Here is a 24,711-nt window from a genome sequence, read left to right as displayed (position 1 = left end):
TGCGCTGCTGCGTTAGCGTTTGAGATCTTTCGCCATTGCGTCCATGACAACGCTCTTGCTGAGCACCTCGGGGAGCACATCGGGGGCTGCCTGTGGGTTGGCCGGATAGATGATGTAGGTCGGAACGCCGCTGCGACCGACTGCCTGTAGCGCTGCCGTGATCTTAGGGTCGTATTGCGTCCAGTCGGCTCGCATGGGGACCACGTTGGGTGCCTGGAGCTGCTTCTTCACTTCGCCCGAGTTCAGGACGACGCGCTCATTCACCTGACAGCTGAGGCACCAGGCTGCGGTGAAGTCGACGAAGACGGCCTTGCCGCTGGCTCGGGCCTGCTGGACTTCTTCTGCGCTGAAGGTCTTCCAGACTGTGGCGGTTGCGTCTTCGTGCGAGGCGGAGAGTGGGATGGCGAGTGCGCCGATGGTGATTAGGACGGCGGCGATGGTGCTCCAGCGGTTGGCGGGCCAGCGGCCGAGCGCCCATGCGGCGATGGCGATGAGCAGCAGGCAGGTCAACAGCAGCGTCATGCGCAGGATGCCGTCCGAGCCCGTGTTGGGTCCGCTGAAGAGACGGCCGTAGATGTAGACGAGCCAGATCACGAAGCCGAAGAGCGGCAGGGCGGTGACCTGCTTGAGGACTTCCATCCATGCGCCGGGCTTCGGCAGCAGGCGAACCCATGCGGGCTGGAGCGTCAGCGCCAGGTAGGGCGCGGCGAGGCCGAGGGCGAGCGAGGTGAAGACCAGGAAGGTGACAACTGCGGGCTGCGCGAGGGCGAAGCCGATGGCCGCTCCCATGAAGGGGCCAACGCAGGGTGTCGCGACGACGGTAGCGAGGACGCCGGTGAAGAAGGATCCGGTGTAGCCGGTCTTGCGGGTCAGCGCGTTGCCGGTGCTGGTGAGCGAGAGGCCGAGTTCAAACATGCCCGACAGCGAAAGTGCGAAGAAAAAGAGGAAGGCGGCGAGGACGACGACGAAGCCCGGGGACTGGAGTTGGAAGCCCCATCCGAACTGCTTGCCACCGGCGCGCAGGGCGAGCAGCGCAGCGACGACCAGCCAGAAGGATGCGACGATGCCGAGCGTGTAGGCGACCCCATGGGCGCGGACACGGTGCTTCTCTTCCGTGGAGGACTGCAGGAGCGAGAGCGCTTTCAGGAAGAGCACCGGGAAGACGCAGGGCATGAGGTTCAGCAGCATGCCGCCGACGAACGCCAGGGCGACGGCACTGACAGCCGTGAGCTTCGTTGCGCCGCTATCCGTCGGTGTCGTGGATCCACCCGCAAGGAATGCGGGTGCGCCCGGAACGATGGGCAGGGTGATTTCGTAACTCTCTTCCGGGGAGAACTTGAGCAGGCCGTGCAGTGTCGGCGGGGGCGTCTTTGCCGCGGGTGATCTCTGCATGTGAATCTGCGCCCCATCTGCCAGTCCAAAGGCCTGCACATTGGCCGCGTCGGCGATGACGTCGGACTCCATGGGGTAGAACTCGGCATCCGTTTCGTTGGTGCCGGTTACAGCGGTGAGGTAGATGTTGTCGCCGACGCTGTTTGCCGTGAGTTTGAATGCCGGTGGGATCGGCTTCGGCATGGACTTGAGTGCTGCGCCGAGTTCGCCGACGGTCTCACCATCGTGGCTGACCTGCGTGCCGGCGGGCATGAGTTTAAGGTCGAGACCGAGGTCGGCCTTGCCGGGGACGCAGACTTCCTTGCAGACCAGCCAGTCGAGTTTAGCGGTCAGATGGACGTTGCCCTTTGCGTCGGGCTTGAGCTTCGGTGCGGCCTCAACTGTGACGGGATATGCGACGGAGTCTTCGTAGCCGTAGTCGACGGTCGTGTCGAGCGGGAGACGATCCGGCGCGGGAAACTGCAGATCGCCCGTGGTGATGCCGGTGGGCAGCGTCCATTTGACGCGTGGCGGGTAACCGGCGAAACCGGCGTTGCGCCAGTAGACGTGCCAGCCCGTCTCCATGGAGAAGACGAAGGCGACGGTCTGTTTGCCGCTTGCGGCGATCTGGGGGCCGGCGGAGATCATCTCCACCGTAAGGTGCTGTGCCTTGACCGGACCTGGTCCGCCGTTCCCTACCGTGATGCCGATCTGGCCGTGCAAGCTGGGCAACACGAGCGCCAGCAGCAGTGCCGGCAGGAGACGGAGAACACGTGGGAGGATCATCTTGATCATTGTAGGCGTGGTGCCTGCCTCAGCAACGGCTAAGTTCAGCGCACACGCATACGATGTTCGACCATGATGCAACGATCCATCACCACGCGAATACCGGCTGCTTCGGCCTTTGCGGCGGCTTCCGCGTGGACGATTCCCTGCTGCACCCAGAGGTTAGTCAGGCCGAGTTCGATCATCTCGTCCACGATCGCGGGGATGGCCCGCGGCAGACGGAAGACGTTGACGAGTTCGGGCTTCTCCGGCAGATCGCGCAGCGAGGGGTAGCTCGTCTCGCCGAGGACGGTGGCGATCGATGGGTTGACCGGCAGAATCTGTTTGCCCGCGCTCTGCATGTACGCCGAGACGTAATGGCTGGGCTTTACGGGATCGTCCGAGAGGCCGACGACGGCGATGGTCTTTGCCGCGAGCATACCTGCGATGTCTTCCCGGGAGTTCACGCGTGGCCCTTCTTCGGCTGCCAGGCGCCAAGCAGGCGGCGCGTCACAATGAGTTCGCCCGTGTGATACGACTCGTGGTCGGCGATCAACAGTGCCTCGCGCAACATGTTTTGCTTGCCGTCGCCCCATGGGAAGGGTTCGGTCAGATCGCGCTCTGCCAGCAGCTTCTCGAAGGCGGCGCGGTCCTTGCGCATCTGGGCTACGCTGTTTCCCCATGCATTTGCGTCGGGTGGTTCGGGTGATTTCGGCCAGTAGTCGTCAGGCCACTTGAGTTCCTGGTAGGTGCCGTCCGCGTTGTCGCTGAAGTCGAGGATGTCTTTCTGAGCGAGGCGGATGTGTTCGAGTAACTGCCAGGGCGAGTACGGCAGGCCCTGCGGCACCTTGCCCTGCGCCTCCGGCGGGATGCCGGTGACGGCCTCATCGAGTTTCGCGTGCGCCTGGCCGCCGTCGAGCAGCGCCTTGAGTTGCGTCTTCAGTTCCGATTCGAGCGTGGTGGCCATGACGGTTGGATGCTGAATCGATCACGGGCGCAACATTTTCCGAATCGCTTCGTCCAAGATGGCAAGCTCCTTCGGGAGCCCGGAGGAATGGTTATGCGCAAAGAAGAATGGATTGGCTGGAGTGTTCTCGCTGCCGCGTTTGGAACTGCTGCATTGACGGCCGCAGCGAATCTGTAGGCGGTCGGATTCGCTAAAGCCACCGAACGGGTCTTATCTCTGTCGAAAGAACATCATGGCCATGGCGCGTTCCATAGCGCATGTTGTGGGACGCGCCGTTCGGGCTTAGTGTTTTTGCGGTGCGTGGGCCCGTTAGTCTTTGTTGCGGGCCTTCAGCCCGCAATGGCTCACTCATTTTTTCGACCCTGGGCCAGGAAGTCGCGGACCTTCAGTCCGCCTATGTTGCCTCTGCTCATTTCTGCTGGAACGCCTAGACCTCTGCGGCACTTATGGGGCGCGCCTTAGGCGCTTGTTGATGAGGCTTTCCTGTGAGGGTGTCTGGGGTCTTCGGCTCTTTGTCGCGGGCCTTCAGCCCGCAATGCACACTCGAACCTTCAGCCCAGGGGTTTGCCCTGGGCTAGGAAGTCGCGGACCTTCAGTCCGCTGGTGTTGTCGCCGTTTGTTTCAGCTGGAGCGCCTAGACCACTGCGCACTTATGGCGCGCCTTTTGGCCTTCGATCAGGCGCTTTGTTGATGAGGCTTTCCTGTGAGGGTGTCTGGGGTCTTCGGCTCTTTGTCGCGGGCCTTCAGCCCGCAATGCACATTCGTACCTTCAACCCAGGGCTGCGCCCTGGGCTAGGAAGTCGCGGACCTTCAGTCCGCTGATGCTCACTCATATCGTCAAACCCGGGCTTTGCCCTGAGCTGGTAAGTCGCGGACTTCAGCCCGCTGACCTTGCTGCCGTTTGTCTCAGCCGGAGCGCCTAGACCACTGCGCACTTATGGGCGCGCCTTTTGGCGCTTCGATCAGGCGCTTTGTTGATGAGGCTTTCCTGTGATGGGGTATCCGGCTCTTTGTCGCGGGCCTTCAGCCCGCAATGCACACTCGAGCCTTCAACCCAGGGCTTCGCCCTGGGCTAGGAAGTCGCGGGCCTTCAGCCCGCTGATGCTCACTCATCTCTTCAAACCCGGGCTTTGCCCTGGCTTGGGAAGTCGCGGACCTTCAGTCCGCTGATGCTCACTCATATCGTCAAACCCGGGGTTAGATCGTCCTCGTATGAGGCTGTGCTTCAGGCTGATGTCTAGTGGCGCAATTGGCGCTTACAGGAGTCCTCAGGATCGTCTCGTGGTCACAACTGCAGTTGAGATAGAGACAGAAACAATAAGGGCACGGCTTGAGGCCGTGCCCTTATTACTGTTGCTGATATGCGATTACTGTTCGTTGAGGTGGGATGACTTTTGCTGATGCGAGAGATTCTCTGTGACTTCGAATATTGACTATTCGATATCTTCGATTGGGCCGGAGGGTCCGCCTTCTCGCCGCATTTTGAGGAAGCCGCGGATGAAGGGTTGGAGGTCTCCGTCGAGGACGCGGTCTACGTCGCCGACTTCTACGCGTGTGCGGAGATCCTTTGCCATGCGGTAGGGCTGCAGGACGTAGGAACGAATCTGCGATCCGAAGGTATTGTCGCTCTTGGAGTCTTCGAGTTTCTTACTTACGGCGCGTTTCTTCTCCAACTCGAATTCGTAGAGGCGCGACCGTAACATCTTCATCGCCTTCTCTTTGTTCTTGTGCTGGGAACGCTCGTTCTGACAACCCGCGACGATGCCGGTGGGAAGATGCGTGATGCGCACGGCAGAGTCGGTTGTGTTGACGTGCTGGCCGCCCTTGCCGCCAGAGCGATACGTATCGATACGCAGTTCGTCGGGCTTGATGTCGATGATGATGGTGTCATCGATTTCCGGTGAGACGAAGACGGATGAGAACGAGGTGTGACGTCGCTTTGCAGAGTCGAAGGGCGAGATGCGGACGAGGCGATGGACGCCTGTCTCACCATTCAGGAGGCCGTAGGCGAAGTCGCCCGTGATGGTGAAGGTCGCGGACTTGATGCCGGCTTCGTCGCCATCCTGGATTTCGTTGATCTCGGTCTTGAAGCCCTGGCGCTCTGCCCAGCGAAGATACATGCGCATGAGCATCTCAGCCCAGTCCTGACTCTCTGTTCCTCCGGCACCGGGGTGAACGGTGACGATGGCATTCAGTGGGTCACTCTCCTGCGAGAGCATGGTCTTGGAGTCGAGTTGTTCGGCGAATTCGCTAACGTCGTGGATCGCCTTTGCGAGTTCCCCTTCAACGTCTTCGCCTTCCTTCGCTAATTCGAAGTAGGCGTCGATATCGTCGGTGCGGCGCGCGAGTTCGGCGTCGTCGGCCAGCAGGGTTTCGAGTCGCTTGCGTTCGCGCATGAGTGGCTGCGAACGCGAGGCGTCAGCCCAGACGGCTGGGTCGGAGATATCCGTTTCAACGACGGCTAGTTGTCGCTTGAGTTTGGGCGAGTCAAAGATACTCCCGCAGATCGCGCACGCGAGCACGAACCGGGGAGTAGCTGTATTCGAGGTCAGTCAACATAAGTTCAGTTTACCGCTCGCTTTGGCGTCAGTGCCGCGTAGGCCAGCATGGCGATGGCGAGGAGCGTGCAGGCGTAGGCGAAGAGGTCGCCGTGCAGCGTGTAGAACGTCTTGTCCGCGAGGTAGTTGAAGTGGACGGCGACGGCACCGCGCTGGTTGCGCTGCATGGTTTCTGCGACGCGGCCGTTGGGATCGATGGAGGCGGTGATGCCGTTGTTGGTGTCGCGCAAGAGCCAGCGGTGATTTTCAATGGCGCGCATGCGTGCCATGTTGAGGTGCTGGAAGGGTGCGCTGGTGTCGCCGTACCAGCCGTCGTCCGAGAGGTTGACGAGGACTTCCGCGCCGTTGCGGGCGAACTGGCGGATTTCATCGCTGAAGATGGATTCGTAGCAGAGGAAGACGCCGTAGTGGTGGCCGTCGGCATCGAGGGTCGCGCGGCTGGTACCGCGATCGAAGAGGCCCACGGCCTGCGTGAGGCCGCTGGCGAAGCTGAAGAGGCTGGCGTACGGAACGAACTCGCCGAAGGGTACGAGGTGGATCTTGTCATAGCGCGAGACGTAGCCGGCGCCGGGTGTGAAGAGGAGCGCGGAGTTGTAGACACGGTAGCCGCGGCGCAGCGCGTTGTCCTGCACGTAGCCGACGGCGCCGGAGATGACCGGTGAGTGTACGTCGGCCGCGAGTTTGCGCGTCGTGGTCAGGAAGGCAGGTTTTTCCGTTGTGAAGGGCGACGGGGATTCGGGCCAGAGGATGATTCGCGTCGGCGAGTCATCGAGGGCGGATGCCTGCAGCGAAAGTGCGGCGGAGCTGCTTGCGAGGGTAGCCACGTCCGCGTCTTCTCCGCCGTTGACGGAGAGGTTGGGCTGAAGCAGAACGGCCTTTTGCGAGCCCTGGCGGACCGGAGATTGCATCATCCATCCGAAGTTTTGCGCGCCGGTGGCGATGACTGCGGCGACGAGTGCGACGGCCGTGGTGACGCGCCGGCGAGGCAGAACGACGGCGGCGGCGATGGCGGCATTTACGGCTGCGAGGACGAAGCTGAGACCGTAGACGCCGGTGATGGGCGCGAGCGATGTGAGGACGGAGTTGCCCACCTGCGAATAGCCGAGGAGGTTCCAGGGAAAGCTGGTGATGCGAGCGCGCGCGAGTTCCACGGCGATCCAGAGAAATGGCGCGGCGATGAGCGCGTAGCCGGTGCCGGCGCGGCCCACGGTATGCAGCAGGACCGCGAAGAGCGCGTGATAGAGCGCCAGGTACATGCAAAAGAGCAACATAACCATCGCGGCCACGGGGACTGCCATGCCACCGTATTGGTGCATGGTGAAGAAGATCCAGTAACAGGTGCCGAGATACCACAGGACGCCGTTGAGATAGCCTGCGATCGCGGCTTGGCGGAGGGTCCACGCGGCGCCGGCGGAGAGCAGGATCCATAGGAGCGGGATGAGCGCGAACCAGGAGAGTGCGGCTCGCCACATGGGCAGCGGACCGGCGACGGGAAAGATGACCACCTGCAGGACGCTGGTGAGCAGGAGCGCGAGGAGAACCCGGCTGGAAAGGAGGCGCATCGCGTTGGAGTCTAGCACTTTGCTGTAGTGCGGGCACCGCACGCTGCGCTGTGGGGAGGCATACAATTAACGGCATGCTCGAGATCTTCGTCCGCGCAATATCGCATGTGCTGGTCCCCATGTTCCTGATTGGTATGGCGGGGTCTGCCGTTGTGGTTGCGATCACGGTGGTCCATGACATCCATGACTTCTTCGCGGATAACGGCGAAGAGAGTAAGTCGCCGGACGGACTTAGCTAATGCTCGCGTTTGACTCCACTACACCCTCGCAGTACACTCACCGCTGGGCGACGCTTTCCCGCTGAGACAATAAGGCTCCGCCGGAGACGAGTTCCCCTTAACCAATGGCGTCAAAACGCATTCCCGCACCGACGCAATCCAGCCGAGTCCGCCTGGTCGTCGCATCCTCCGTGATGCTGACTTTCATCTCCTTCTGGCGGGCCGCTGCAATCGTTTTGAACGATCTTGGCTCCTCTGCCTTTTACGCTGGCGGTATCGCGGAAGAGGCTGTGGGCAAGTCCGCTCCCTGGCTCATCCTTGGTGTCATGCTGTTCTCCTACGCGGTGCGAGCCGTGTATGTGGAGAGCTGTTCGATGTACACGCGCGGTGGCGTATACCGCATCGTGAAGGAAGCGCTGGGCGGCACGTTTGCGAAGATCAGCGTGTCGGCGTTGATGTTCGACTATGTGTTGACAGGACCTATCTCGGGCGTGTCAGCCGGTCAGTACATTGTTGGGTTGTTCAACGGGCTTTTCATTGAGATGAGTACGTCGCCGCGCTTCCATGCGCTGGTGACAAATGCCGCGGGTTCGACGCGGCAACTCAATGTGAATCACACTTCTGCCGGTATTGCGATCATCATTACGCTTTACTTCTGGTGGCAGAACATCAAGGGTATCGAGGAGTCGAGCGAGAAGGCTCTGACGATTATGAAGATCACCACCATTATGGTGATCATCCTGATCGGTTGGGGCCTTTATAGCGTGGGCCATTACGGGGCGCACCTGCCGCCGCTGCCGACGCCTTCGAATCTTAAGTTTTCAGACGCTTCGCTTGGCTTCCTGAAACATACGAGCTTTGCGAGGAGCCTTGGACTATTCGGTATCCTGATGGCCTTTGGTCACTCGGTCCTGGCGATGAGCGGCGAGGAGTCGCTGGCGCAGGTCAATCGGGAGATTGAGCATCCGAAGCTGCAGAACCTGAAGCGGGCTGCGCTGATTATCGCGATCTACAGCATGGTCTTCACGGGCCTTGGTTCCCTGCTGGCCGTGATGCTGATTCCGGATGGCGTGCGCGTTAGTGTGTATCGCGACAACATGATCGCGGGCATGGCGATGTACATGGTCGGGCCGCTGGCGATGCGTGTTGCATTCCGCGTCTTCGTCGTAATCGTGGGCTTCCTGATCCTGGGTGGCGCTGTAAATACGGCCATCGTGGGTTCGACCGGCGTGCTGATGCGGGTTGCGGAAGATGGTGTGCTTGCGGACTGGTTCCGTAAGCCGCAGCGTAAGTTTGGTACGAGCTATCGGATCGTAAACCTGGTCTGCATTATCCAGTTGTTCGTGATTATCGTTACGCGCGGCGACGTGATCATGATCGGCGAGGCGTATGCCTTTGGCGTGATCTGGAGCTTTACGTTCAATGCCCTGGCGATGCTGGTGCTGCGTTGGAAGTACAAGGGCGAGCGTGGCGCGAAGGTTCCGCTGAACCTGAAGATTGGTAAGACGGAGTATCCGATCGGCCTGGCGTGCGTGTTTCTGGTGCTGCTGACGATCGCGATTGTGAACCTGTTCACTAAGTCCGTTGCTACCGTGAGCGGCATTATTTTCGCGGTGGCCTTCTTCATCATCTTCTCGCTGTCGGAGCGGGATAACCGCCGTCGTCATAAGGCGACTGAGCGGCAGATGAAGGAACACTTCCAGTTAGAGCATTCGGAGGAAGTGGGCCGGGATGACCTGGCGATCCGGTCGGGCGGCGTGCTGGTGACGATGCGCGACGCGCAGACGCCTCATGCATTGAAGTGGGCGCTCGCACGTACGGATACGGACGATCAGGACGTGGTGGTTCTGGCTGCGCGGATGATGGGCGCGGGCGGACCGGAGTATGTGGACGCTTCGGAACAACTCTTCAGCGAGCACGAGCAGATGCTGTTTACCAAGGCAGTCTCGGTTGCTGAGAGTTTCGGAAAGCATATTGGATTGGTCGTTGTTCCTGCGGGCGATGTGTTTGCGGCGATCGTTCGCACTGCGAACTCTCTGGATGTGGCCGCGGTTGTTTCCGGCCTGTCGACGAAGCTGACAGCGCAGGAGCAGGCTTATCACGTGGGCCAGGCGTGGGAGACTCTGCCGGAGCCGAAGCGGCAGTTCACGTTCTATGTTGTGCCGCCCATTGGCGAAGCGGAGAGCTTCCATATTGGTCCGCATACCCCAAGCATTCCGGCCAGTGATGTGCAGTTGGTGCACCGTTTGTGGCTGAATATGCGGCGCGATCCGGATATGGAGCACCTTCACCACTCCGATATTGTTACCTTTGCACTTACTCGTCTTGCGTCGTCTTATGCGAACGATCGGACCGTGACATCGCAGCAATTGCGCATGAATATGGACGAACAGAGCCAGCGACGCGGTCTTGGAGCGGTGTCCCGCTTTGAGGATACGGATGACGAAGGCCCTGGATATTCGCTGAAAACGGCTGGAACAAACGCCAATAATGCCGACGCATAACAAGTTCGTAACCCAAAATAGTTACCTAAATGCCTGCAAAGTGTAGACAATTATGGTCTACACTTACTTCGGAGCGAGAGCTCTCAGGAGGTTTCACTTGGAAGTAAACCGCATCCTCGCAGAGATCGATGCTCAGATCGCGAAGCTTCAGCAGGCCCGCGTTTTACTGGGCGGAAGCAGCACAACTGCAGCACCGGCTGTCGCGAAGAAGGCTGTTGGCCGTCCGCGCAAGATCGTCGCAGCGCCGACCGTCACGAAGAGCACCGGCTCCAGCCAGAAGAAGCGTAACCTGAGCCCTGAAGCGCGTAAGCGCATTGCGGATGCGCAGAAGAAGCGCTGGGCCGAGCGTCGCAAGTCTTCCTAAAATGTTTTTGATCCGATAGAAAAAAGGGGGAGCGCATTGCGCTCCCCCTTTTCGTTGCCCCAAACCTCTTATCGAGTGACTACGACCTCGCGCAGATTGTCTTTTGCGAGAAAGAATTTGTAGCTGGTGTAGCTGCTGAAGAGGTTCTCCACCTGGCGGTTGTTGAGGATCTCCTTCACCGGCTGGTCGTCTATCAGCTGCGCTTCCACCTGTCCGTCTTCGCGGAGATGGTAGCGGTGAAAACCATTTTCCGGCTTGGTGTGGAAGAAGGCGAGCAACTGGCCACCTGGAACGAGTGCCTGATAGAGCCGTTCGATAACCGCCTCGCGCAGGCCGCCCGGAAGATAGTCAGCTGTATCCCAGAACAGGACGGTGTCAAATTCCCGCCCGCGAAAGTTCAGATTCTCGGTGAGGAATGCCTCAATGGGAAACGCCGCGTCTGCGTCCTCAGTCGCCCATTTTGGGTCGGCAGCTTCGGAGACGACGTTCGACATGTAGATGCTGTGCCCCAGCCCGGTGAGGAAGTTGATGTTGTTGGAGGACGTAGGACCTATGTCCAGGATCCGCTGGCCCTCGTCGGCACGGAGCAGCTTGAGCAGGTGATTCCACCCGCTGGAGACCCGCGGAACTTTTGCGCTTGCCTTTGCCGCAGCGCTGCGTGATTCAGAACCGCCAAACAGACGCACATCTACCTCCGGTAGTCACGGCACGCGTGGTGCCGTGCCGTGTGAACATGACTGGTTTGCTCAGGCTTCTTTGGTGCCGGTCAACTCGACTTTACCCTTGAGGTATGCGGTGTCCTCAACGCTGAGGCGAGCTGCCGTGATGTTGCCGATGAGCGATCCACCTTTGCGTACTTCCACGCGTCCGGTCGCGATGATGTTGCCCTGCGCGTTACCCAGCACGATTGCGTCGTGCACTTGAAGGTCCGCCTTCATCTGCGCGTTCGGACCGACCGTGAGGCGGCTCTCCGTTAGTTTGATGGTGCCTTCAACTGTGCCGTCGATCGTCAGGTCTTCTGAACCGATGATCTCGCCGCGCACTGTAATGGATCTTCCCAACATCGTGGTTACTTCCCCTGCCATGGTTGCGCGCTCCCTTAGTCGACCTGCGGTGAGTCTAACCAAGTGCCTCCCGGGTGGCAACGCGCCTCCGCTTTGCGTCACTGATCGGTACACTATCGGCATCCCGGCTAGCCAGGACTTTTAGCTGCACTATGAGACTTCCCTTCCTGTTGATTCCCGCTGCCGGTGCGCTTGCCGTGCTCTCTCTTTCGTTCGCGCATGCGGCATATCACGCCACGGTTGCTGATTCGGTCACGCCCGATGCGGTTCCCGCACTGGTTGCTGAGGCCGTGAAATACCAGATGGAGGACTTTCATCACACGTCCTGGGGGCTTCGCTATCGCGTGCATCGCGTCGACAGCAAGGACGATAGTGTTCGCGAGTTGATCGAGAGTGCTGACGGCAACGTGGCCCGCACGCTTTCGCATCATGGCCGCCCATTGAGCGATGAGGAGACGGCCGCGGAAGAAAAGCGCTTGCGTGCACTTTCAGCGACCGAACTGTCTCGACGGCGGCGCAGTGCCGATTCGTCCGACAAATACGGGTTGGAGTTGATCGGCGCGTTTCCGCATGCCATGTTGTTCACAGTGGCGCCGAGCCAAACGCAGTTGCCACAGTTTTCTCGTCCGCAAGTTGTGCTGAACTTTTCACCGAATCCGCAGTATCACCCGCAGACGACCGCGCAGGAGGTGCTGCCCGGTATTGCCGGCCGTATGTGGATCGATGCCGAGACGCACCATTTGCTGCGTATTGAACTGAACGTAACGAAGAACCTGAACCTGATGTTCGGCATCCTGGCTCGGGTCTATCAAGGCGGAACGCTGACCTATGAGCAGCAGGCCATTGGCGGCGGCCACTATGCCTATCGCAACATCGACATCAATGTGAAGCTCCGAGAACTGATGGTGAAGGTGGTGCCGTACCACGAGACGCTGACGGCTACTGACATCACCTATCTACCGACGCCGCCGCGCCTGAAAGAGGCGGTCGAGATGCTGCTGAGCAGCAAACCCTGACTTATTTCGTCAGGCGTTGCTGCCGGACGGTCAGCGTGTCGACACGGTCGCGCCGCACCTCGTAGCCGCGGCCCACGGATGTGGGCACAACGATCTCTCCGGCGCTGCTGACGGTGACCTCCGGGTCGATGATGTCTTCGCTCCAGTAACGTTTTGAAGCAGAGACATCGCCGGGGAGTGAGAAGTTTGGCAGGCTGCTGAGTGCGATGTTCTGCGCGCGGCCGATGCCGCTCTCAAGCATGCCCCCGCACCAAACCGGAACGCCGTGCTGTTGCGCCACGTCGTGCACAGCGATGGCTTCGGTGTAGCCACCGACGCGCCCAACCTTGATGTTAAGGATGCGTCCGCTGCCCAGTTCGAGTGCGGCCTGCGCGTCGCGTGCATTGCGAATGCATTCGTCGAGACAGATTGCGGTGTTGATGCGCTTCTGCAACTGCGCGTGGAAGTAGAAGTCGTCGTACCAGAGCGGCTGTTCGATCATCAGCAGCTTAAATTCGTCCCACGATGCGATGTGGTCTGCGTCGCTGAGTTGATAGGCAGAGTTTGCATCGCAGCTGAGCAGGATGTCGGGCCAGCGCTCACGCACAGCGGCAAACATTTTTGAGTCATAGCCGGGCTGGCACTTCAACTTGATCCGTTGATAGCCTGCGGCTACTTCTGTCTCAACCTTGCGTAGCTGCTCCTCGATCGACGGCTGCATGCCGATGGAGACGCCGCATGCGATGACGTCACGCGTGCCGCCCAGGAGCTTTGCGAGCGCGATGCCTTTGACCTGCGCCTCGAGGTCCCAGACAGCGTTCTCAAGAGCGGCCTTGGCCATGCGGTGTCCGCGGACCTGCAGCAGCATGGCGGGCACGTCACGGCCTGTGGCGATGTCCTTGCCGATCATTCGCGGTGCGAGTTCCTGCTCCGTGATGGTCCACGCGGTGTCGATCATCTCGTCGGAAAAGTAGGGGTGCTCGCCCGCGACGCACTCGCCCCATGCGGTGAAGCCTTCGGATTGCAGTTCAATGAGGAGGATGCGACGGTCCGTCGTCTTACCGAAGCTGGTCACAAACGGATGCACGAGCGGCATCTTGATCTCACGCATTACGATCGCATCGATCTTCACAGGGTGTTCTCCTAACTCTTTGGGTGTGCAAGTTCCGCGGGTACTTCGCCCAGCAAAAAGACGCCGGTGCCGTCGGGCTGGCGGTCGTAGCCGATGATGCAAAGGCCATCGGCGAAGTGTTGCTGCAGACGCTCGCGCAGCATGGTCTGGGTTTGCTGGGCGTGCCGGTCACCTTCGGCCTTCCACTCATAGATCTGGGCGGGGACGGAGACGCGCTGCAGCACGGGCTCCTGCAGGGGTTCGCGTGCCATCACGCGCTCGGCGTGCGCTGAGCGCACCCACCACTCGGCGTAGAGGCGGTCGGTCGGCAGACCGCCCTGCAGCGGCGAGGACGATGCGCCGTAGAAGTTGGGCACGTACTTACGGCTGATGGCACCGAGGCGCGAGAGGTTGAAGAAGCTGTTCTTGATCTCGAGAGGATCGTAGGTCCACTCGATGACGTGGATGCCCTGCTCGATGGCGAGGTCGCGCTGCGCGAGCTTCATGCTGCGACCGAGGCCGCTGTTGCGATAGTCCGGAAGGACTGCGAGCATCTGCGAGTGGATGTAGCCGACGCCACGACGCTGCGCGGGCAGACCAAGATTGAAGCCGACGAGGTTATCGCCGTCGTAGGCGCCGAGTACGTGGCCGCCTAACTTCTCAGCGAGGAAGAAGACGCGGCGCGGCAGTATCTCGCCCGCGGAATATTGCCATGTTTTCTGCTGGAGATCGACGCAGCCCTCGAACTCTTCTGGAGTTGTCAGTCGTGCGATGCGGAGTTGGCTCATGCCTGTCTCTCCGCGGCTTTTGCCTTATCCCACAGTGCGTCTTTCTCCTGCAAGGAGAGGCCTTCGAAGGCTTCTCCTGCTTCAACTTCCATGGCATGGAAGCGACGGCGAAACTTTGCATTCGCCTTGCGCAACGCCTGTTCCGGGTCTACCTGCAAGTGACGGGATAAGTTGGTAAGGACAAAGTACAGATCGCCAATCTCTTCTTCTAACTTAGCGGCATCCGGAGAGTCGGTAACTTCTGCTCGGACCTCTGCGATCTCTTCCTGCACCTTGTCGAAGAGGCCGGTGACGTCGGGCCAGTCGAAGCCGATCTTTGCGGCTTTCGAGCCGAGCTTGCGTGCTTCGACGAGAGCCGGCACAAACTTCGGGACATCTGCCAGGTAGCCTTCGCTTTCCTTTGGCTTGCCGGCGCGCTCCTGCTGCTTGACCGCTTCCCAGGTGCGATTGACATCGCTGGCGGTCTCGGCGACGGCGTCGGCGAAGATGTGGGGGTGACGGCGGATGAGTTTGGCGCTGAGGCCGCGGACGACTTCTTCGATGTTGAAGTGGGCGTCATCTGCGGCGATCTGCGCGTAGAAGATGACCTGCAGCAGAAGGTCGCCGAGTTCATCACGGAGTTCGGGCCAGGCGCGGCGATCGATGGCGTCGAAGACCTCGTAGGTCTCCTCAAGCGTGTGCGGCTTGATGGAATCCATGGTCTGTTCGCGGTCCCATGGGCAGCCGCCGGGGGCGCGAAGCTGGGCCATGATGCGGACGGCCTCTGCGAAGGCTTCGCCTGCAGCCTGTGTCGATGAGTTGTCGCTCATGCCTTCATCGTATCAACGCGATGCAGTATGCTGCTGAGCATGGATCGCGACGAACAAACATCCGGATCGAACAAGCCCCTGTGGCTGCTGGTAATTCCGGTGCTGGCGCTGATCTTTCCCGCGCTGTACAACCGCGAGACGCCGACGCTCTTCGGATTTCCGTTCTTCTACTGGTACCAGTTGGCGTGGGTATTTTTGGCGACGGCGGTGCTTGGCATTGTGTACAAGCTGACGCGGAACTAGCTGCCCTGCGCGTCCCGCAAGGCGATGACGACCTTTGCCGTGGTGATGAGCTGGCCGACGTGCCGCTGCGTGTGTTCCGCGATGTGGATGAGTAAGCCTGCGAGGGTGGTGGGCAGGTTGGCGCGGCCTACGCTGCGCTGCTGCGGCAGATCTTCGACGGGAAACGACATTATGAAGGGCTGCACGCCGCGGATGGCTTCGACCAGCTCGCGCAGGAGCTGCTCGCGGTCGGTACCCGGGATGCGCTCTTCCTTGAGGGCGCTGAGCTGGTCTTCCGAGAGCGGTTTCGCTTTGGCGTAGGTGGTGAGGCGGTCGATGCTGCGGGTGATGTGGCGGATCTGGAAGGCCACGGAGGGCATGCCGAGCGGCTCGAGTTCGAGCGCTTCTGCGTCTAGATCGCGCGTCCAGCGGAGGGCGTCTTCTTCCGCGAGTTCGAGCGCGTGAAGGACGGCCCGGCGTACGGGGTCGATGTCCGTGTGGGTGCCGCGCAGCCATGGTTCCGGTTGTTGCTCAGCCATTGGGGGCCTGCCTCTCTCGTCACTGATAAACTTAGCGGTGACAAGCCATGTTTGAAAACCTTCAGGAAAAGCTACAGCGCACCTTTAAGAACCTTCGCGGCCAGGGCACCATCACGGACGAGAACATCTCCGAGGCGTTGCGTGAGATCCGCCTTGCCCTGCTTGAGTCTGACGTCAACCTGACGGTGGTCAAGGCGACGATCGATCACATCCGCGAGAAGGCCATTGGCACGCAGGTGGCGACGGCGCTTTCGCCCACGGAACAGATCATCAAGATTGTGCACGATGAGCTGGTGGAGATCCTGGGTAAGGATACGGCGAAGTTCAAGTTCAGCTCGCAGCCTCCTTCGGTGATTTTGATGGCGGGCCTGCAGGGTTCGGGTAAGACGACCACGGCGGGCAAGCTGGCCGCGTGGCTGAAGAAGGGTGGACACCGGCCGATGCTGGTGTCAGTCGACGTCTACCGGCCGGCGGCGCGTGAGCAGCTGGCGATCGTGGCGAAGAGCGTTGGCGCTCAGATCTACATTGGCAAGACGGGTGACGACGAGGCGGGGACGCCGCTGGTGGAGCGCCTGGCCAAGGAAGCGCTGCGCGAGGCGCGGAACTTTGGTAATGACGTGCTGATCGTCGATACGGCTGGTCGTCTGGGCATTGATACCGCGCTGATGGACGAGATGAGCAAGCTGAAGGCGCTGCTCAATCCTTCGGAGATTCTGTTTGTCGCGGATGCGATGACGGGCCAGGATGCCGTCAATTCTGCCGATGCGTTCCATAAGCAGCTTGGGATTACGGGCGTTGTCCTGACGAAGATGGACGGCGATGCTCGCGGTGGCGCGGCGCTTTCGATTCGGAATGTGACAGGCGCGCCGGTGAAGTTCCTGGGTACGGGCGAGAAGCCGGATGCGTTTGAGCCGTTCCATCCGGACCGTATCGTGTCGCGCATTATGGGCATGGGCGATCTGCAGACGCTGCTGGAGCGGGCGGAAGAGAAGCTGGATCGCGGCAAGGCCGAGGAGTTTGCGAAGAAGGCCCTGAGCGGCGATGGCTTCTCGTTGGAGGATTTCCGGGATCAGCTTCGGCAGATCAAGAAGATGGGATCCATGCAGTCGATCCTGAAGATGATGCCGAGCGTTGGGCCGTTCCAGGGTCTGCAGCAGGCTGCGGAGAATGTGGACGAGGGTCAGTTGACGCGGACCGAGGCGATCATCAACTCGATGACGACCAAGGAGCGGCTGAATCACGAGATCATCAGCGGATCGCGGCGTAAGCGGATTGCGGCGGGCAGCGGCACGTCCGTGCAGGAAGTGAACCAGTTGCTGAAGCAGTATGGCCAGATGCGCAAGATGTTCAAGGGCCTGGGCAGCGGTGGTGGCAAGATGCAGCGCCGGTTGATGAGCCAGATGGGCAGCATGGGGCGTGGTGGCGGTTTCGGCCGCTAATTCCCTGTTCTTCCAGGACGGCATCCTGATTTGGCAGTCTTAGCGCGGATGTGTGGGACGAACAGCGGTGATTTCTTCGTTGCGCGTTGCAGCAGGCGTTCTCTAGACTCCTTCGCATGAGATTCCTTAAGACTGCCGCCGCTACTTTGCTGTTGTGCGCTACCACCGCTGTCGTACAAGCCCAGGACTGGGCTGTGAAGAAGCTGGACGCATCGCCACGCCACCACGAGTACGTCACGCTGCAGGCGGGTGGCAAGCCCATTCAGGCGTTTGTCGTCTATCCCGAGGTGAAGAACAAAGCGACTGCTGTTGTTCTGATCCCGGAGATCTTTGGTTTGTCCGCGTGGGCTAAGACCATGGCCGACGATCTTGCCGCGGCCGGTTATGTTGTGATCGCTCCGGATGTACTCAGCGGCATGGGACCGAATGGTGGCGGAACGGATTCATTTGCCAGCATGGATGCCGTGACGAAGGCTGTTTCGGGGCTGGATAACGAGGTGGTCATGGCCGATCTGGATGCAGCGGCCGACTACATCAAGAAGGTGCCGGCGGCGAGCGGAAAGCTGGCTGTGACGGGCTTCTGCTGGGGCGGCGGAAAGAGCTTTGCGTTTGCAACGCATCGCAAGGATCTGAGTGCGGCGTTTGTGTTCTACGGACCGCCGCCGAGCGATGCCGACATGGCGAAGATCAACGTGCCGATCTATGGCTTTTATGCGGGTAATGATGCACGCATCAATGCGACGCTGCCTGCGACTGTGACCGCGATGAAGACGGCCGGCAAGACCTTTGAGCAAGTGACCTATGACGGCGCGGGCCATGGCTTTATGCGCGCCGGTGTGGACCCGACGAATACGGTCGACGGCAATAAGACCGCTCGCGAGCAGGGATTTGCTCGGATGAAGGCAGAGCTGGCAAAGATCGACAAGATGCCCGCGGGCAAGCCGCATGCGGCGCTATATTCGCCTGTGCCGCGTAAGAAGCCTGTGTCTGCGAAGGCTAGCGCGATGCAGTGCCATGACATGAACATGAGCGGCATGTAGGCGCCCGATCTGTGCAGTCAATGCCTTGCAGTCAGTGCTTTGTGGCGGAGGGATCTCGTGGGCTCGGAAGGGCACAGCTTCGGTTGTGCCTATTCCATCTCTTCGGAACCGGGCCTTAGCCCCTGAGGTTTCGCTTCTTTGTTTCCTCGGCGAAGACAAGGAAGCTTACCTCAGGGGCTGAAGCCGACAGCATTTTCGGATTTCATTTGGCACAGCTGAAGCTGTGCCCTTCCGCACTTCTGGAGGTAGCAAATGGCAGTGGAAGCTTCGAAGATTACTCCGTTTCTGTGGTTCGACGGCAACGCCGAAGAGGCCGTGGATTTTTACCTTTCGGTCTTCCCCAACTCGAAGAAAAGCGGCGGCCTGACTGGTCCTGACGGCAAGGCGATAACGGTCGCGTTTGAACTGGAAGGATTGAAGTTCACCGCGCTGAATGGCGGCCCCCACCACAAGTTCAACAAGGCAGTTTCCTTTGTCGTTCAGTGCAAGGACCAGGCGGAGATCGACTACTACTGGGAGAAGCTGACATCCGATGGCGGCCAGGAGGTGCAGTGTGGCTGGCTTGATGACAAGTTCGGACTCGCCTGGCAGATCGTTCCGGAGAATATCGGCTCTTTACTGAAGCACCCGAAGGCGATGCAGGCCATGATGCAGATGAAGAAGTTCGTCATTGCAGACCTGGAAGCGGCAGCGAAGGAGTAATCCCTGGGGGCGCGGGAGCTACGCTCCGAAGAATCCCGCGTCCTTTGCCGCTGCCAGCTTTGGCTCCAGGTATTGCCACAGTGCGGGACAGCCGTCCTCAATCTGACCGCGAATGCGGCCCGCGACGCGCTCGTAGGAGATGCCGTTCTCTTTCCAGCTCTGTCCGCCGTTGTTGAGGTTTAGCAGCGCAGGCATCGCGCGATCGATCGCGTTGGCGTAGCGCGCCTCGGGTGTCGTTCCCTCTTCAAACTCCTGCCAGAACGCGAGCATTTCTTCTGCGAGTTCGGCGGGCAGCAGCCCGAAGATGCGCCGGACAGCCTGTAACTCATCCTGCTTGCGTTCGGCCCATCCGCCCTGCACGAAGACCATGGTGTCGCCTGTGTCGATTTCGCCGATGTCGTGGACGAGCAACATGCGCAGGACACGATCCATCGCGACGGGCTGGGGCGCGTACGGCTGAAGCGACCATGCCATCAGCGCCAGTTGCCAGCTATGTTCGGCGGAGTTCTCATACCGATCCAGACCAAGCGGCTTCACCTTGCGGGTTACCCCCTTGAGCTTTTCGATTTCCAGAATGAAACCAATTACCTGCTGCATTGCGTTCGCTCCCTGGCGGCGAGACCGCCCTGGGAAAGCATAGCCGCATCTCAACCTGAGAGAATGGTTTCAATGCCGCAACTGCAAAGCAAGCTCGACGAGATCACCTTCAACACCCGCAAGCTGGTGCAGCCGGAACGGCTTGCCATCAGCGAGCAGACGATCGCCGAACTCTTCGAGACCGGTATTGAAGACCGTGTGCTGCCGGTTGGCGCGATCGCGCCGGAGTTCACGTTGCCGGATGCGATTTCGGGCAAGCCGATCCGGTCGACCGACCTGCTGGCGCTTGGGCCGCTGGTCATCAACTTCTTTCGTGGGCGCTGGGATCCGTACTGCGTGACTGAGCTTGAAGTGTGGCGCGATCTGTACCCGGAGTTGCGTGAACGTGGCGCGTTCATCGTCGCCATCTCACCAGAGACGCTGCGCCAGAGTGACTTTGCCGTGCAGCAGTACGGGATTCCCTACCCTCTGCTGCAGGATACGAACTCCGCACTGGCAGAACAGTTTGGGATTGCTTACAGCGTTTCTGCGGCGCTGCAGAAGTATTACCGGTCCATCCTGGTGAACATTCCCTTCATCAACAGCGGCAAGAACGTGATGGCGCCCGTGGATGATGCGGTTTGGAAGATGCCGTTGCCGGCTACGTTTGTGATTGGACAGGATGGTGTCATTAAGTTCGCCGAGGCGCATGCGGATTTTCGTGTTCGGCCTGAGCCTGAGGATGTTTTGGCTGCTTTGTAAGCCTCTGGCTCATCGTTGCGCGCTGCGACTGCGGTCGCGCTTTGCGCGACGGGTGGTTTCACTGCCCTCTGATATTGGGTGGGCGGGCCAGGACACATGCAGATCCCTCCGCTTCGCTGCGGGATGACACACTTTAAGAGTGTGTGGCGTCACGAAGAAGAGGCGTGCCCTTGGGCACGCCTCTTGTCGTTGGTGAGCTTGCTTTATGCGAGTGCTTCTGCCATTGCGAGGCCAAGCGTGTTCAGACCCTTGGTGACATCTGCACCGAGGTGGACGCGAAGGGCGCGACGGCCGCGCTGCTGCAGTACGGCGAGATCGCCTGCTGCCTGTGCGTCAATCACGACGCCGAAGGTGTAGCGTGCGTTCGGAATGGCGACGTCGGTTGCGTGGTCTGCGGTGATCTGCAGGAAGACCCCTGTGTTCGGTCCGCCCTTGTAGTCCTGACCGGTGGAGTGCAGGAAGCGGGGGCCGAAGCCGAGGCAGGTGGCGACGGTTTCGCGGTCGCGCACCAGCATGCGGAAGGTCTGGATGAGCTTCTCGTGCTCGTCGGTCATCTTAAGGTAGGCAAGCGTGGCGAAGTAGTCGTTCGGCTTGATCTGCGCGAGATGCGCCTTCAGGTACTCGGTGAGGGTCTTGGCGCTGGCGGTGGTGGACAGTGTCAGGCCGTAGGTCTCGTCAGCGTAGAGCTTGATGCCGTCGACGTCGAGGATTGCCTCGTGCTCGGCCAGCTTACCCGTCTCGTTGTACTCGTCGGTCAGCTTGCGCGTCTCGATCTTGGCAGCTTCCACGTCGGGCTGGTTGAAGGTGTTGATGCCCATGACCGAACCGGCGACGGAGACTGCGATCTCCCAGAGGAACATGATGCCGGGCAGTTCGTAGACGTCGTCGATGGTGAACTGGACGACCGGGTGACCGGCGGCGGCGAGTGCTTCCACTGCAGCGTCCTGTGCGGCGTTATCGCTGGTGCTGAGGCGGATGTAGGCGAAGACGCGATCCTTGCCGTAGACACTGGGCGGACCAACGGGCTCGCGGTCGACGGGCGTGATGCCCTTGCCGGTTTTACCGGTCGATTCCGCGATGAGCTGCTCGAGCCAGGCGCCAAGGTCGAAGATCTCCTTCGAGGTGAAGAAGGTCAGCTTGTCCATGCCGGCGTTGTGCGCGTCGCCGAGGACGATACCGAGCAGGGCTCCCGCATTGGTCGCGATGTCCGTCTTGTGTGCGACGTCAACGCCACGCTTTGCCTCTGCGAGGAAGCGCGGAACATCCAGACCCGCAACGGCTGCGGGAACGATGCCGAAGTTCGACAGCGCCGAGAAGCGGCCGCCGATGGTCTTGTCACCGTAGAAGATGTGGCGGAAGCCGTCCGCCTTGGCGACTGCTTCCATCTTGCTGCCGGGATCGGTCACAGCGATGAAGTGCTTGCCAGCATTGCCTGCGCCGACTTCCTTGGCCATCTCGCTGAAGAAGTAGTCCTTCAGGATGTTCGGCTCGAGGGTGGAGCCGCTCTTGGAGGAGACGATGCAGATGGTCTTCTTGAGATCGACGGCAGCACGGGCGGCGGCGACCTGCGCAGGATCGGTGGAGTCGACGATGTGCAGCTTGGGGAAGCCGGGCTGCTGGCCGTAGGTGAGCGACAGGACTTCCGGGCAGAGGGAGGATCCGCCCATGCCGAGCAAGAGGGCGTGGGTAAAGCCGGTGCTGCGAATGTCTTCACGCAGTGCTGCGAAGGAGGCGAGGTCAGCCTGCTGCCGCTCGACGATGTCGAGCCAGCCGAGCCAGATGGACTCGTCATCGCTGCCCGTGGCGGAGGTCCAGAGCGATGCGTCCTTTGCCCAGAGGCGGCCTAGCTTGTCGCCCGATTGCCATGCGGCGGCGGTGGTGGTGACGGTGCTTTGCAGCGCGGACGGGAGCGAAATCTGCAGATCAAGCGAGCTCATAATGACTCCCATTCTATGGGAGGCCGGGTTGCGACCGGATGACCGGTGCCTGCGAATCACGCCAAACCTTGCCGGAAGAATGGGTAGGCACATTGCACAGGGTCGTGGAAGGCGGCTACACTAAGAGTGCGTTAATCGCTCGTTTGCGCGTTATTCGAACGAGAATGCGCGAATGCCCGTATTCCAGCGCTTCCATGAGGTGATCTGCGTGTCTGTGCTTCCTGTACCTGTGTCTGCCGCCGTTGCTGAAGTGCCCGTGAAGGTTTCGCCCGCAAAGGCGCTTGAGATCTACCAAGGCGATGCGAATTTTATGACATCTCTTGCGCGAGGCCTGACGGTGCTGGAGACGTTTACGCAGCAGACGCCGCAGATGACCATCTCGCAGCTCTCAAATAAGACGGGTCTTAGCCGGGCTGCCGTTCGCCGCTGTCTGTACACACTGAACAAACTTGGGTATGTGGGTTCGGAAGACGGCCAGCGCTATAGCCTGCGGCCGAAGATGCTGACGCTGAGCCATACCTACACGGTAAGCAACACACTGTCGTCCGCGGCGCAGCCAATCCTGGAGCGCATGAGCGAGAAGCTGAACGAGAGCTTCAGCGTTGCGACGCTGGATGGCGACGAGATCGTCTACATTGCACGCACGCAGGTACAGCGCGTGATGAGTGTGGATCTTCACATCGGCAGCCGCCTGCCGGCTTATTGCACGAGCATGGGTCGCGTGATGATTGCTTCCCAGCCGCCGGATGAGGTGGAGCGCTACCTGTCGCGGGTGGTTCTGAAGCCGTTTACGCCGCGTACGGTGAACACAGTTGAGAAGCTGCGAATGCTGCTGCGGAACGTTCGCCGAAACGGCTACGCCGTCTGCGATCAGGAGTATGAGGTCGGCCTGCGGTCGATGGCGGTGCCCGTCTATGCGCCTAGCGGCAAGGTGATTGCGACCATCAACCTGAGCGGTCATGCACCGCGTATGCCTATGATGGAGATGCAGGCGCACTTCCTCCCCTACTTGCGCCAGGCTGCAAATGAGCTGAGCGTCTTCCTGCGCTAACTGCATTTCTGAAGATCTGGTCAACACCCTTGTGTCTGCTTTCAGTGTGGATGTAAACCACTGATCCCCTTTGCTCGTCGCAGCTTAGGAGATTAGTGGCCATCTTGCCTTGGCAACTGTCAGAAAGATTGGGTGTCCTCACGCACATGCCCGCAAATTCGGCTCTTCAGCCTGAACGGCACCTGCCGTGCCTGGAACCGGTTCGAGCGGGAAACCGTCTGGACCTGGCCGTGGTACTGCCCACCTACAACGAGCGTGAGAACGTGCCGCTGATCCTGGCGGAGCTTGCGCAGCATCTGCATGGGCTGCGGTGGGAGGCCATCTTTGTTGATGACGACTCGGGCGACGGTACCGCGGATGTTGTGACGGCGTGCGCCGTCGAGACGCCGAACGTGCGACTGATCCATCGCGTGGGACGACGCGGTTTGGCGTCCGCATGCATTGAAGGCATGATGGCAACTCATGCGCCTGTGATCGCGGTGATGGATGCCGATCTGCAGCACGATACGGCGATTCTGCCGGAGATGCTGCGGCGGCTCCGGCGTGAGTCGCTGGACGTTGTGGTGGCCACGCGGAATGCGAGCGGCGGCAGCATGGGCGAGTTCGAGCGCGGACGTGTGCTGTTGAGCCGCTGCGGACAGAAGATCAGCCAGTCGATCTGCCGTTGCGAACTCTCGGATCCGATGAGCGGCTACTTCCTGTTGCGGCGCGAGTTCCTGATGGAGGTTGTGCGCGATCTGCAGGGTGAGGGGTTCAAGATCCTGGTCGATCTGCTGGCGTCGTCATCGCGGCCGGTTCGCGTGGGCGAGGTGGGCTATACCTTTGCGGCTCGGCGGCATGGCGAGAGCAAGCTGGACCTGGTGGTTGGGATTGAGTACCTGTTCATGGTGGTGAACAAGTTGCTGGGCAATGCCCTGCCGCCGCGGATGGCGATGTATCTGATGGTGGGCGGCTTTGGATTGCTGGTGCACCTGGTGACGCTGCTGACGTTGATGCGGCTCCATCACATGCACTTTGTCGAGGCGCAGTTCTTTGCGACGACGCTGGCGATGGTCGCGAACTTCTTTGCGAACAATCGCATCACCTTCCGCGATCGCCAGTTGACGGGAGCTCGCGTGCTGCCGGGGCTGGCGAAGTTTGCGCTGGCGTGTTCGTTTGGGGCTTGGGCGAATGTGGTGCTGTCACGCGCGCTGCTGCAGTCGAATGTGGAGTGGTACCTAGCGGGACTTTCGGGGATCGTTCTTGGATCGGTCTGGAATCTTTCTGTGAGCAGCGTCTTTACCTGGCCCGTGCGCCGGCGGTCGACGGTCTCTGCTGCACCCGGGCGGTTCCGGTCCGCCGTTGAGGCAGTCCGCTGATCGAGAACG

The 24,711-nt window shown here is 60.5% G+C and carries 24 protein-coding genes; 11 read left to right on the top strand and 13 right to left on the bottom strand.

All coding sequences use genetic code 11. The annotated features are described in order from the left end of the window. Window positions 1–12 precede the first annotated feature (12 nt). From TERRO_RS07945 to lnt, 5 genes are all read right to left on the bottom strand, one after another. Window positions 13–2,157: a protein-disulfide reductase DsbD family protein gene (locus TERRO_RS07945; RefSeq protein WP_245536250.1), complete on the bottom strand. Its 2,145-nt coding sequence runs from the start codon at window positions 2,155–2,157 to the stop codon at window positions 13–15. 44 nt (window positions 2,158–2,201) lie between these two features. Further along, on the bottom strand, window positions 2,202–2,603 hold the full coding sequence (locus TERRO_RS07940; protein ID WP_014785486.1) for a CoA-binding protein: 402 nt from the start codon (window positions 2,601–2,603) through the stop codon (window positions 2,202–2,204). Then, window positions 2,600–3,103 carry a DinB family protein gene (locus TERRO_RS07935; protein ID WP_014785485.1) on the bottom strand — a complete coding sequence of 168 codons (504 nt, stop codon included), beginning with the start codon at window positions 3,101–3,103 and terminating at the stop codon, window positions 2,600–2,602. Before TERRO_RS07935 ends, TERRO_RS07940 begins: the two co-directional genes overlap by 4 nt. Before the next feature lie 1,433 nt (window positions 3,104–4,536). Next, window positions 4,537–5,662, bottom strand: a protein-coding gene (prfB, locus tag TERRO_RS07930; protein ID WP_174277924.1) for a peptide chain release factor 2 whose coding sequence is annotated in 2 segments (ribosomal slippage) — window positions 4,537–5,592 and window positions 5,594–5,662 — 1,125 coding nt in all. Because the reading frame shifts where the segments join, the coding sequence is not laid out codon by codon here. A 4-nt stretch (window positions 5,663–5,666) separates the two neighbouring features. After that, window positions 5,667–7,223 (bottom strand): apolipoprotein N-acyltransferase, encoded by a 1,557-nt coding sequence (lnt, locus tag TERRO_RS07925; protein WP_014785484.1) that lies wholly within the window; start codon window positions 7,221–7,223, stop codon window positions 5,667–5,669. Between the two features lie 74 nt (window positions 7,224–7,297). On the opposite strand from lnt, the gene TERRO_RS23090 reads away from it, so the two are divergent. From TERRO_RS23090 to TERRO_RS07915, 3 genes are all read left to right on the top strand, one after another. Then, on the top strand, window positions 7,298–7,462 hold the full coding sequence (locus TERRO_RS23090; protein ID WP_157178288.1) for a hypothetical protein: 165 nt from the start codon (window positions 7,298–7,300) through the stop codon (window positions 7,460–7,462). Window positions 7,463–7,566: 104 nt separating this feature from the next. Further along, window positions 7,567–9,945, top strand: coding sequence for an APC family permease (locus TERRO_RS07920; protein ID WP_014785482.1), 2,379 nt, complete (start codon window positions 7,567–7,569; stop codon window positions 9,943–9,945). 97 nt (window positions 9,946–10,042) lie between these two features. Continuing rightward, a complete protein-coding gene (locus tag TERRO_RS07915) occupies window positions 10,043–10,309 on the top strand; it encodes a hypothetical protein (protein WP_014785481.1) in 267 nt (88 codons plus the stop codon). Between the two features lie 68 nt (window positions 10,310–10,377). On the opposite strand, the gene TERRO_RS07910 is transcribed toward TERRO_RS07915, so the two are convergent. Together TERRO_RS07910 and TERRO_RS07905 are read right to left on the bottom strand one after the other, a co-directional pair. After that, window positions 10,378–10,995 carry a class I SAM-dependent methyltransferase gene (locus tag TERRO_RS07910; protein WP_014785480.1) on the bottom strand — a complete coding sequence of 206 codons (618 nt, stop codon included), beginning with the start codon at window positions 10,993–10,995 and terminating at the stop codon, window positions 10,378–10,380. A 60-nt stretch (window positions 10,996–11,055) separates the two neighbouring features. After that, entirely contained in the window at window positions 11,056–11,394 is a 339-nt protein-coding gene (locus tag TERRO_RS07905) for a bactofilin family protein (RefSeq protein WP_014785479.1), read from the bottom strand. 131 nt (window positions 11,395–11,525) lie between these two features. Between TERRO_RS07905 and TERRO_RS07900 the strand changes: the two genes are divergently transcribed. Beyond that, window positions 11,526–12,389: a hypothetical protein gene (locus tag TERRO_RS07900; RefSeq protein WP_014785478.1), complete on the top strand. Its 864-nt coding sequence runs from the start codon at window positions 11,526–11,528 to the stop codon at window positions 12,387–12,389. 1 nt (window position 12,390) lies between these two features. Here the strand turns inward: TERRO_RS07900 and menC are convergent, their stop codons facing one another. The 3 genes from menC to mazG are packed head-to-tail and all read right to left on the bottom strand — an operon-like array spanning window position 12,391 to window position 15,076. Then, window positions 12,391–13,500 (bottom strand): o-succinylbenzoate synthase, encoded by a 1,110-nt coding sequence (gene menC / locus TERRO_RS07895; RefSeq protein ID WP_014785477.1) that lies wholly within the window; start codon window positions 13,498–13,500, stop codon window positions 12,391–12,393. 11 nt (window positions 13,501–13,511) lie between these two features. Continuing rightward, on the bottom strand, window positions 13,512–14,267 hold the full coding sequence (locus tag TERRO_RS07890) for a GNAT family N-acetyltransferase (RefSeq protein ID WP_014785476.1): 756 nt from the start codon (window positions 14,265–14,267) through the stop codon (window positions 13,512–13,514). Next, window positions 14,264–15,076 carry a nucleoside triphosphate pyrophosphohydrolase gene (mazG, locus tag TERRO_RS07885; protein WP_014785475.1) on the bottom strand — a complete coding sequence of 271 codons (813 nt, stop codon included), beginning with the start codon at window positions 15,074–15,076 and terminating at the stop codon, window positions 14,264–14,266. The genes TERRO_RS07890 and mazG overlap by 4 nt, the downstream gene beginning before the upstream one ends. Window positions 15,077–15,115: 39 nt before the next feature. Here mazG and TERRO_RS07880 point away from each other — a divergent pair, with 39 nt between their 5' ends. Next, complete coding sequence (locus TERRO_RS07880) at window positions 15,116–15,319, top strand: DUF3311 domain-containing protein (RefSeq protein ID WP_052313459.1); 204 nt, start codon at window positions 15,116–15,118, stop codon at window positions 15,317–15,319. Here TERRO_RS07880 and TERRO_RS07875 read toward each other — a convergent pair. Next, window positions 15,316–15,837: a DinB family protein gene (locus TERRO_RS07875; protein ID WP_014785473.1), complete on the bottom strand. Its 522-nt coding sequence runs from the start codon at window positions 15,835–15,837 to the stop codon at window positions 15,316–15,318. The two genes, TERRO_RS07880 and TERRO_RS07875, sit on opposite strands and share 4 nt — an antisense overlap. Window positions 15,838–15,884: 47 nt before the next feature. Here TERRO_RS07875 and ffh point away from each other — a divergent pair, with 47 nt between their 5' ends. The 3 genes from ffh to TERRO_RS07860 all read left to right on the top strand — a co-directional run bounded on the left by ffh (window position 15,885) and on the right by TERRO_RS07860 (window position 19,018). Next, window positions 15,885–17,276, top strand: a complete 1,392-nt coding sequence (gene ffh / locus TERRO_RS07870) for a signal recognition particle protein (RefSeq protein WP_014785472.1) — start codon at window positions 15,885–15,887, stop codon at window positions 17,274–17,276. Between the two features lie 116 nt (window positions 17,277–17,392). Beyond that, on the top strand, window positions 17,393–18,316 hold the full coding sequence (locus TERRO_RS07865; protein WP_081490616.1) for a dienelactone hydrolase family protein: 924 nt from the start codon (window positions 17,393–17,395) through the stop codon (window positions 18,314–18,316). A gap of 252 nt (window positions 18,317–18,568) precedes the next feature. After that, the gene (locus tag TERRO_RS07860) at window positions 18,569–19,018 is read left to right on the top strand and encodes a VOC family protein (protein ID WP_014785470.1); all 450 of its coding nucleotides are present in this window, start codon (window positions 18,569–18,571) and stop codon (window positions 19,016–19,018) included. Between the two features lie 18 nt (window positions 19,019–19,036). Here TERRO_RS07860 and TERRO_RS07855 read toward each other — a convergent pair whose 3' ends face one another. Then, window positions 19,037–19,615, bottom strand: a complete 579-nt coding sequence (locus TERRO_RS07855; RefSeq protein ID WP_014785469.1) for an HD domain-containing protein — start codon at window positions 19,613–19,615, stop codon at window positions 19,037–19,039. 72 nt (window positions 19,616–19,687) lie between these two features. On the opposite strand from TERRO_RS07855, the gene TERRO_RS07850 reads away from it, so the two are divergent. Then, entirely contained in the window at window positions 19,688–20,356 is a 669-nt protein-coding gene (locus TERRO_RS07850) for a peroxiredoxin family protein (protein ID WP_014785468.1), read from the top strand. Window positions 20,357–20,559: 203 nt separating this feature from the next. Here the strand turns inward: TERRO_RS07850 and TERRO_RS07845 are convergent, their stop codons facing one another. Continuing rightward, window positions 20,560–22,293 (bottom strand): bifunctional transaldolase/phosoglucose isomerase, encoded by a 1,734-nt coding sequence (locus tag TERRO_RS07845; protein WP_014785467.1) that lies wholly within the window; start codon window positions 22,291–22,293, stop codon window positions 20,560–20,562. Window positions 22,294–22,465: 172 nt separating this feature from the next. Here TERRO_RS07845 and TERRO_RS07840 point away from each other — a divergent pair, with 172 nt between their 5' ends. Beyond that, the gene (locus TERRO_RS07840) at window positions 22,466–23,344 is read left to right on the top strand and encodes an IclR family transcriptional regulator domain-containing protein (protein WP_014785466.1); all 879 of its coding nucleotides are present in this window, start codon (window positions 22,466–22,468) and stop codon (window positions 23,342–23,344) included. A 146-nt stretch (window positions 23,345–23,490) separates the two neighbouring features. Further along, on the top strand, window positions 23,491–24,702 hold the full coding sequence (locus TERRO_RS07835) for a glycosyltransferase family 2 protein (RefSeq protein ID WP_157178286.1): 1,212 nt from the start codon (window positions 23,491–23,493) through the stop codon (window positions 24,700–24,702). The last annotated feature ends 9 nt before the right edge of the window (window positions 24,703–24,711 follow it).

The sequence above is a fragment of the Terriglobus roseus DSM 18391 genome (genome assembly GCF_000265425.1).
Lineage (GTDB): Bacteria > Acidobacteriota > Terriglobia > Terriglobales > Acidobacteriaceae > Terriglobus > Terriglobus roseus.
The sequence above is the reverse complement of the archived record's forward strand: the minus strand, read 5'-3'. Positions and strand labels throughout refer to the sequence as shown.

Coding starts and splice junctions, on each gene's coding strand:
- TERRO_RS07945 (WP_245536250.1), bottom strand. CDS start 2,157: ATGATCCTCCCACGTGTTCTCCGTCTCCTGCCGGCACTGCTGCTGGCG.
- TERRO_RS07935 (WP_014785485.1), bottom strand. CDS start 3,103: ATGGCCACCACGCTCGAATCGGAACTGAAGACGCAACTCAAGGCGCTG.
- lnt (WP_014785484.1), bottom strand. CDS start 7,223: ATGCGCCTCCTTTCCAGCCGGGTTCTCCTCGCGCTCCTGCTCACCAGC.
- TERRO_RS23090 (WP_157178288.1), top strand. CDS start 7,298: ATGCTCGAGATCTTCGTCCGCGCAATATCGCATGTGCTGGTCCCCATG.
- TERRO_RS07920 (WP_014785482.1), top strand. CDS start 7,567: ATGGCGTCAAAACGCATTCCCGCACCGACGCAATCCAGCCGAGTCCGC.
- TERRO_RS07905 (WP_014785479.1), bottom strand. CDS start 11,394: ATGGCAGGGGAAGTAACCACGATGTTGGGAAGATCCATTACAGTGCGC.
- TERRO_RS07900 (WP_014785478.1), top strand. CDS start 11,526: ATGAGACTTCCCTTCCTGTTGATTCCCGCTGCCGGTGCGCTTGCCGTG.
- TERRO_RS07890 (WP_014785476.1), bottom strand. CDS start 14,267: ATGAGCCAACTCCGCATCGCACGACTGACAACTCCAGAAGAGTTCGAG.
- mazG (WP_014785475.1), bottom strand. CDS start 15,076: ATGAGCGACAACTCATCGACACAGGCTGCAGGCGAAGCCTTCGCAGAG.
- TERRO_RS07880 (WP_052313459.1), top strand. CDS start 15,116: ATGGATCGCGACGAACAAACATCCGGATCGAACAAGCCCCTGTGGCTG.
- TERRO_RS07875 (WP_014785473.1), bottom strand. CDS start 15,837: ATGGCTGAGCAACAACCGGAACCATGGCTGCGCGGCACCCACACGGAC.
- ffh (WP_014785472.1), top strand. CDS start 15,885: ATGTTTGAAAACCTTCAGGAAAAGCTACAGCGCACCTTTAAGAACCTT.
- TERRO_RS07865 (WP_081490616.1), top strand. CDS start 17,393: ATGAGATTCCTTAAGACTGCCGCCGCTACTTTGCTGTTGTGCGCTACC.
- TERRO_RS07860 (WP_014785470.1), top strand. CDS start 18,569: ATGGCAGTGGAAGCTTCGAAGATTACTCCGTTTCTGTGGTTCGACGGC.
- TERRO_RS07855 (WP_014785469.1), bottom strand. CDS start 19,615: ATGCAGCAGGTAATTGGTTTCATTCTGGAAATCGAAAAGCTCAAGGGG.
- TERRO_RS07850 (WP_014785468.1), top strand. CDS start 19,688: ATGCCGCAACTGCAAAGCAAGCTCGACGAGATCACCTTCAACACCCGC.
- TERRO_RS07845 (WP_014785467.1), bottom strand. CDS start 22,293: ATGAGCTCGCTTGATCTGCAGATTTCGCTCCCGTCCGCGCTGCAAAGC.
- TERRO_RS07840 (WP_014785466.1), top strand. CDS start 22,466: ATGCCCGTATTCCAGCGCTTCCATGAGGTGATCTGCGTGTCTGTGCTT.
- TERRO_RS07835 (WP_157178286.1), top strand. CDS start 23,491: ATGCCCGCAAATTCGGCTCTTCAGCCTGAACGGCACCTGCCGTGCCTG.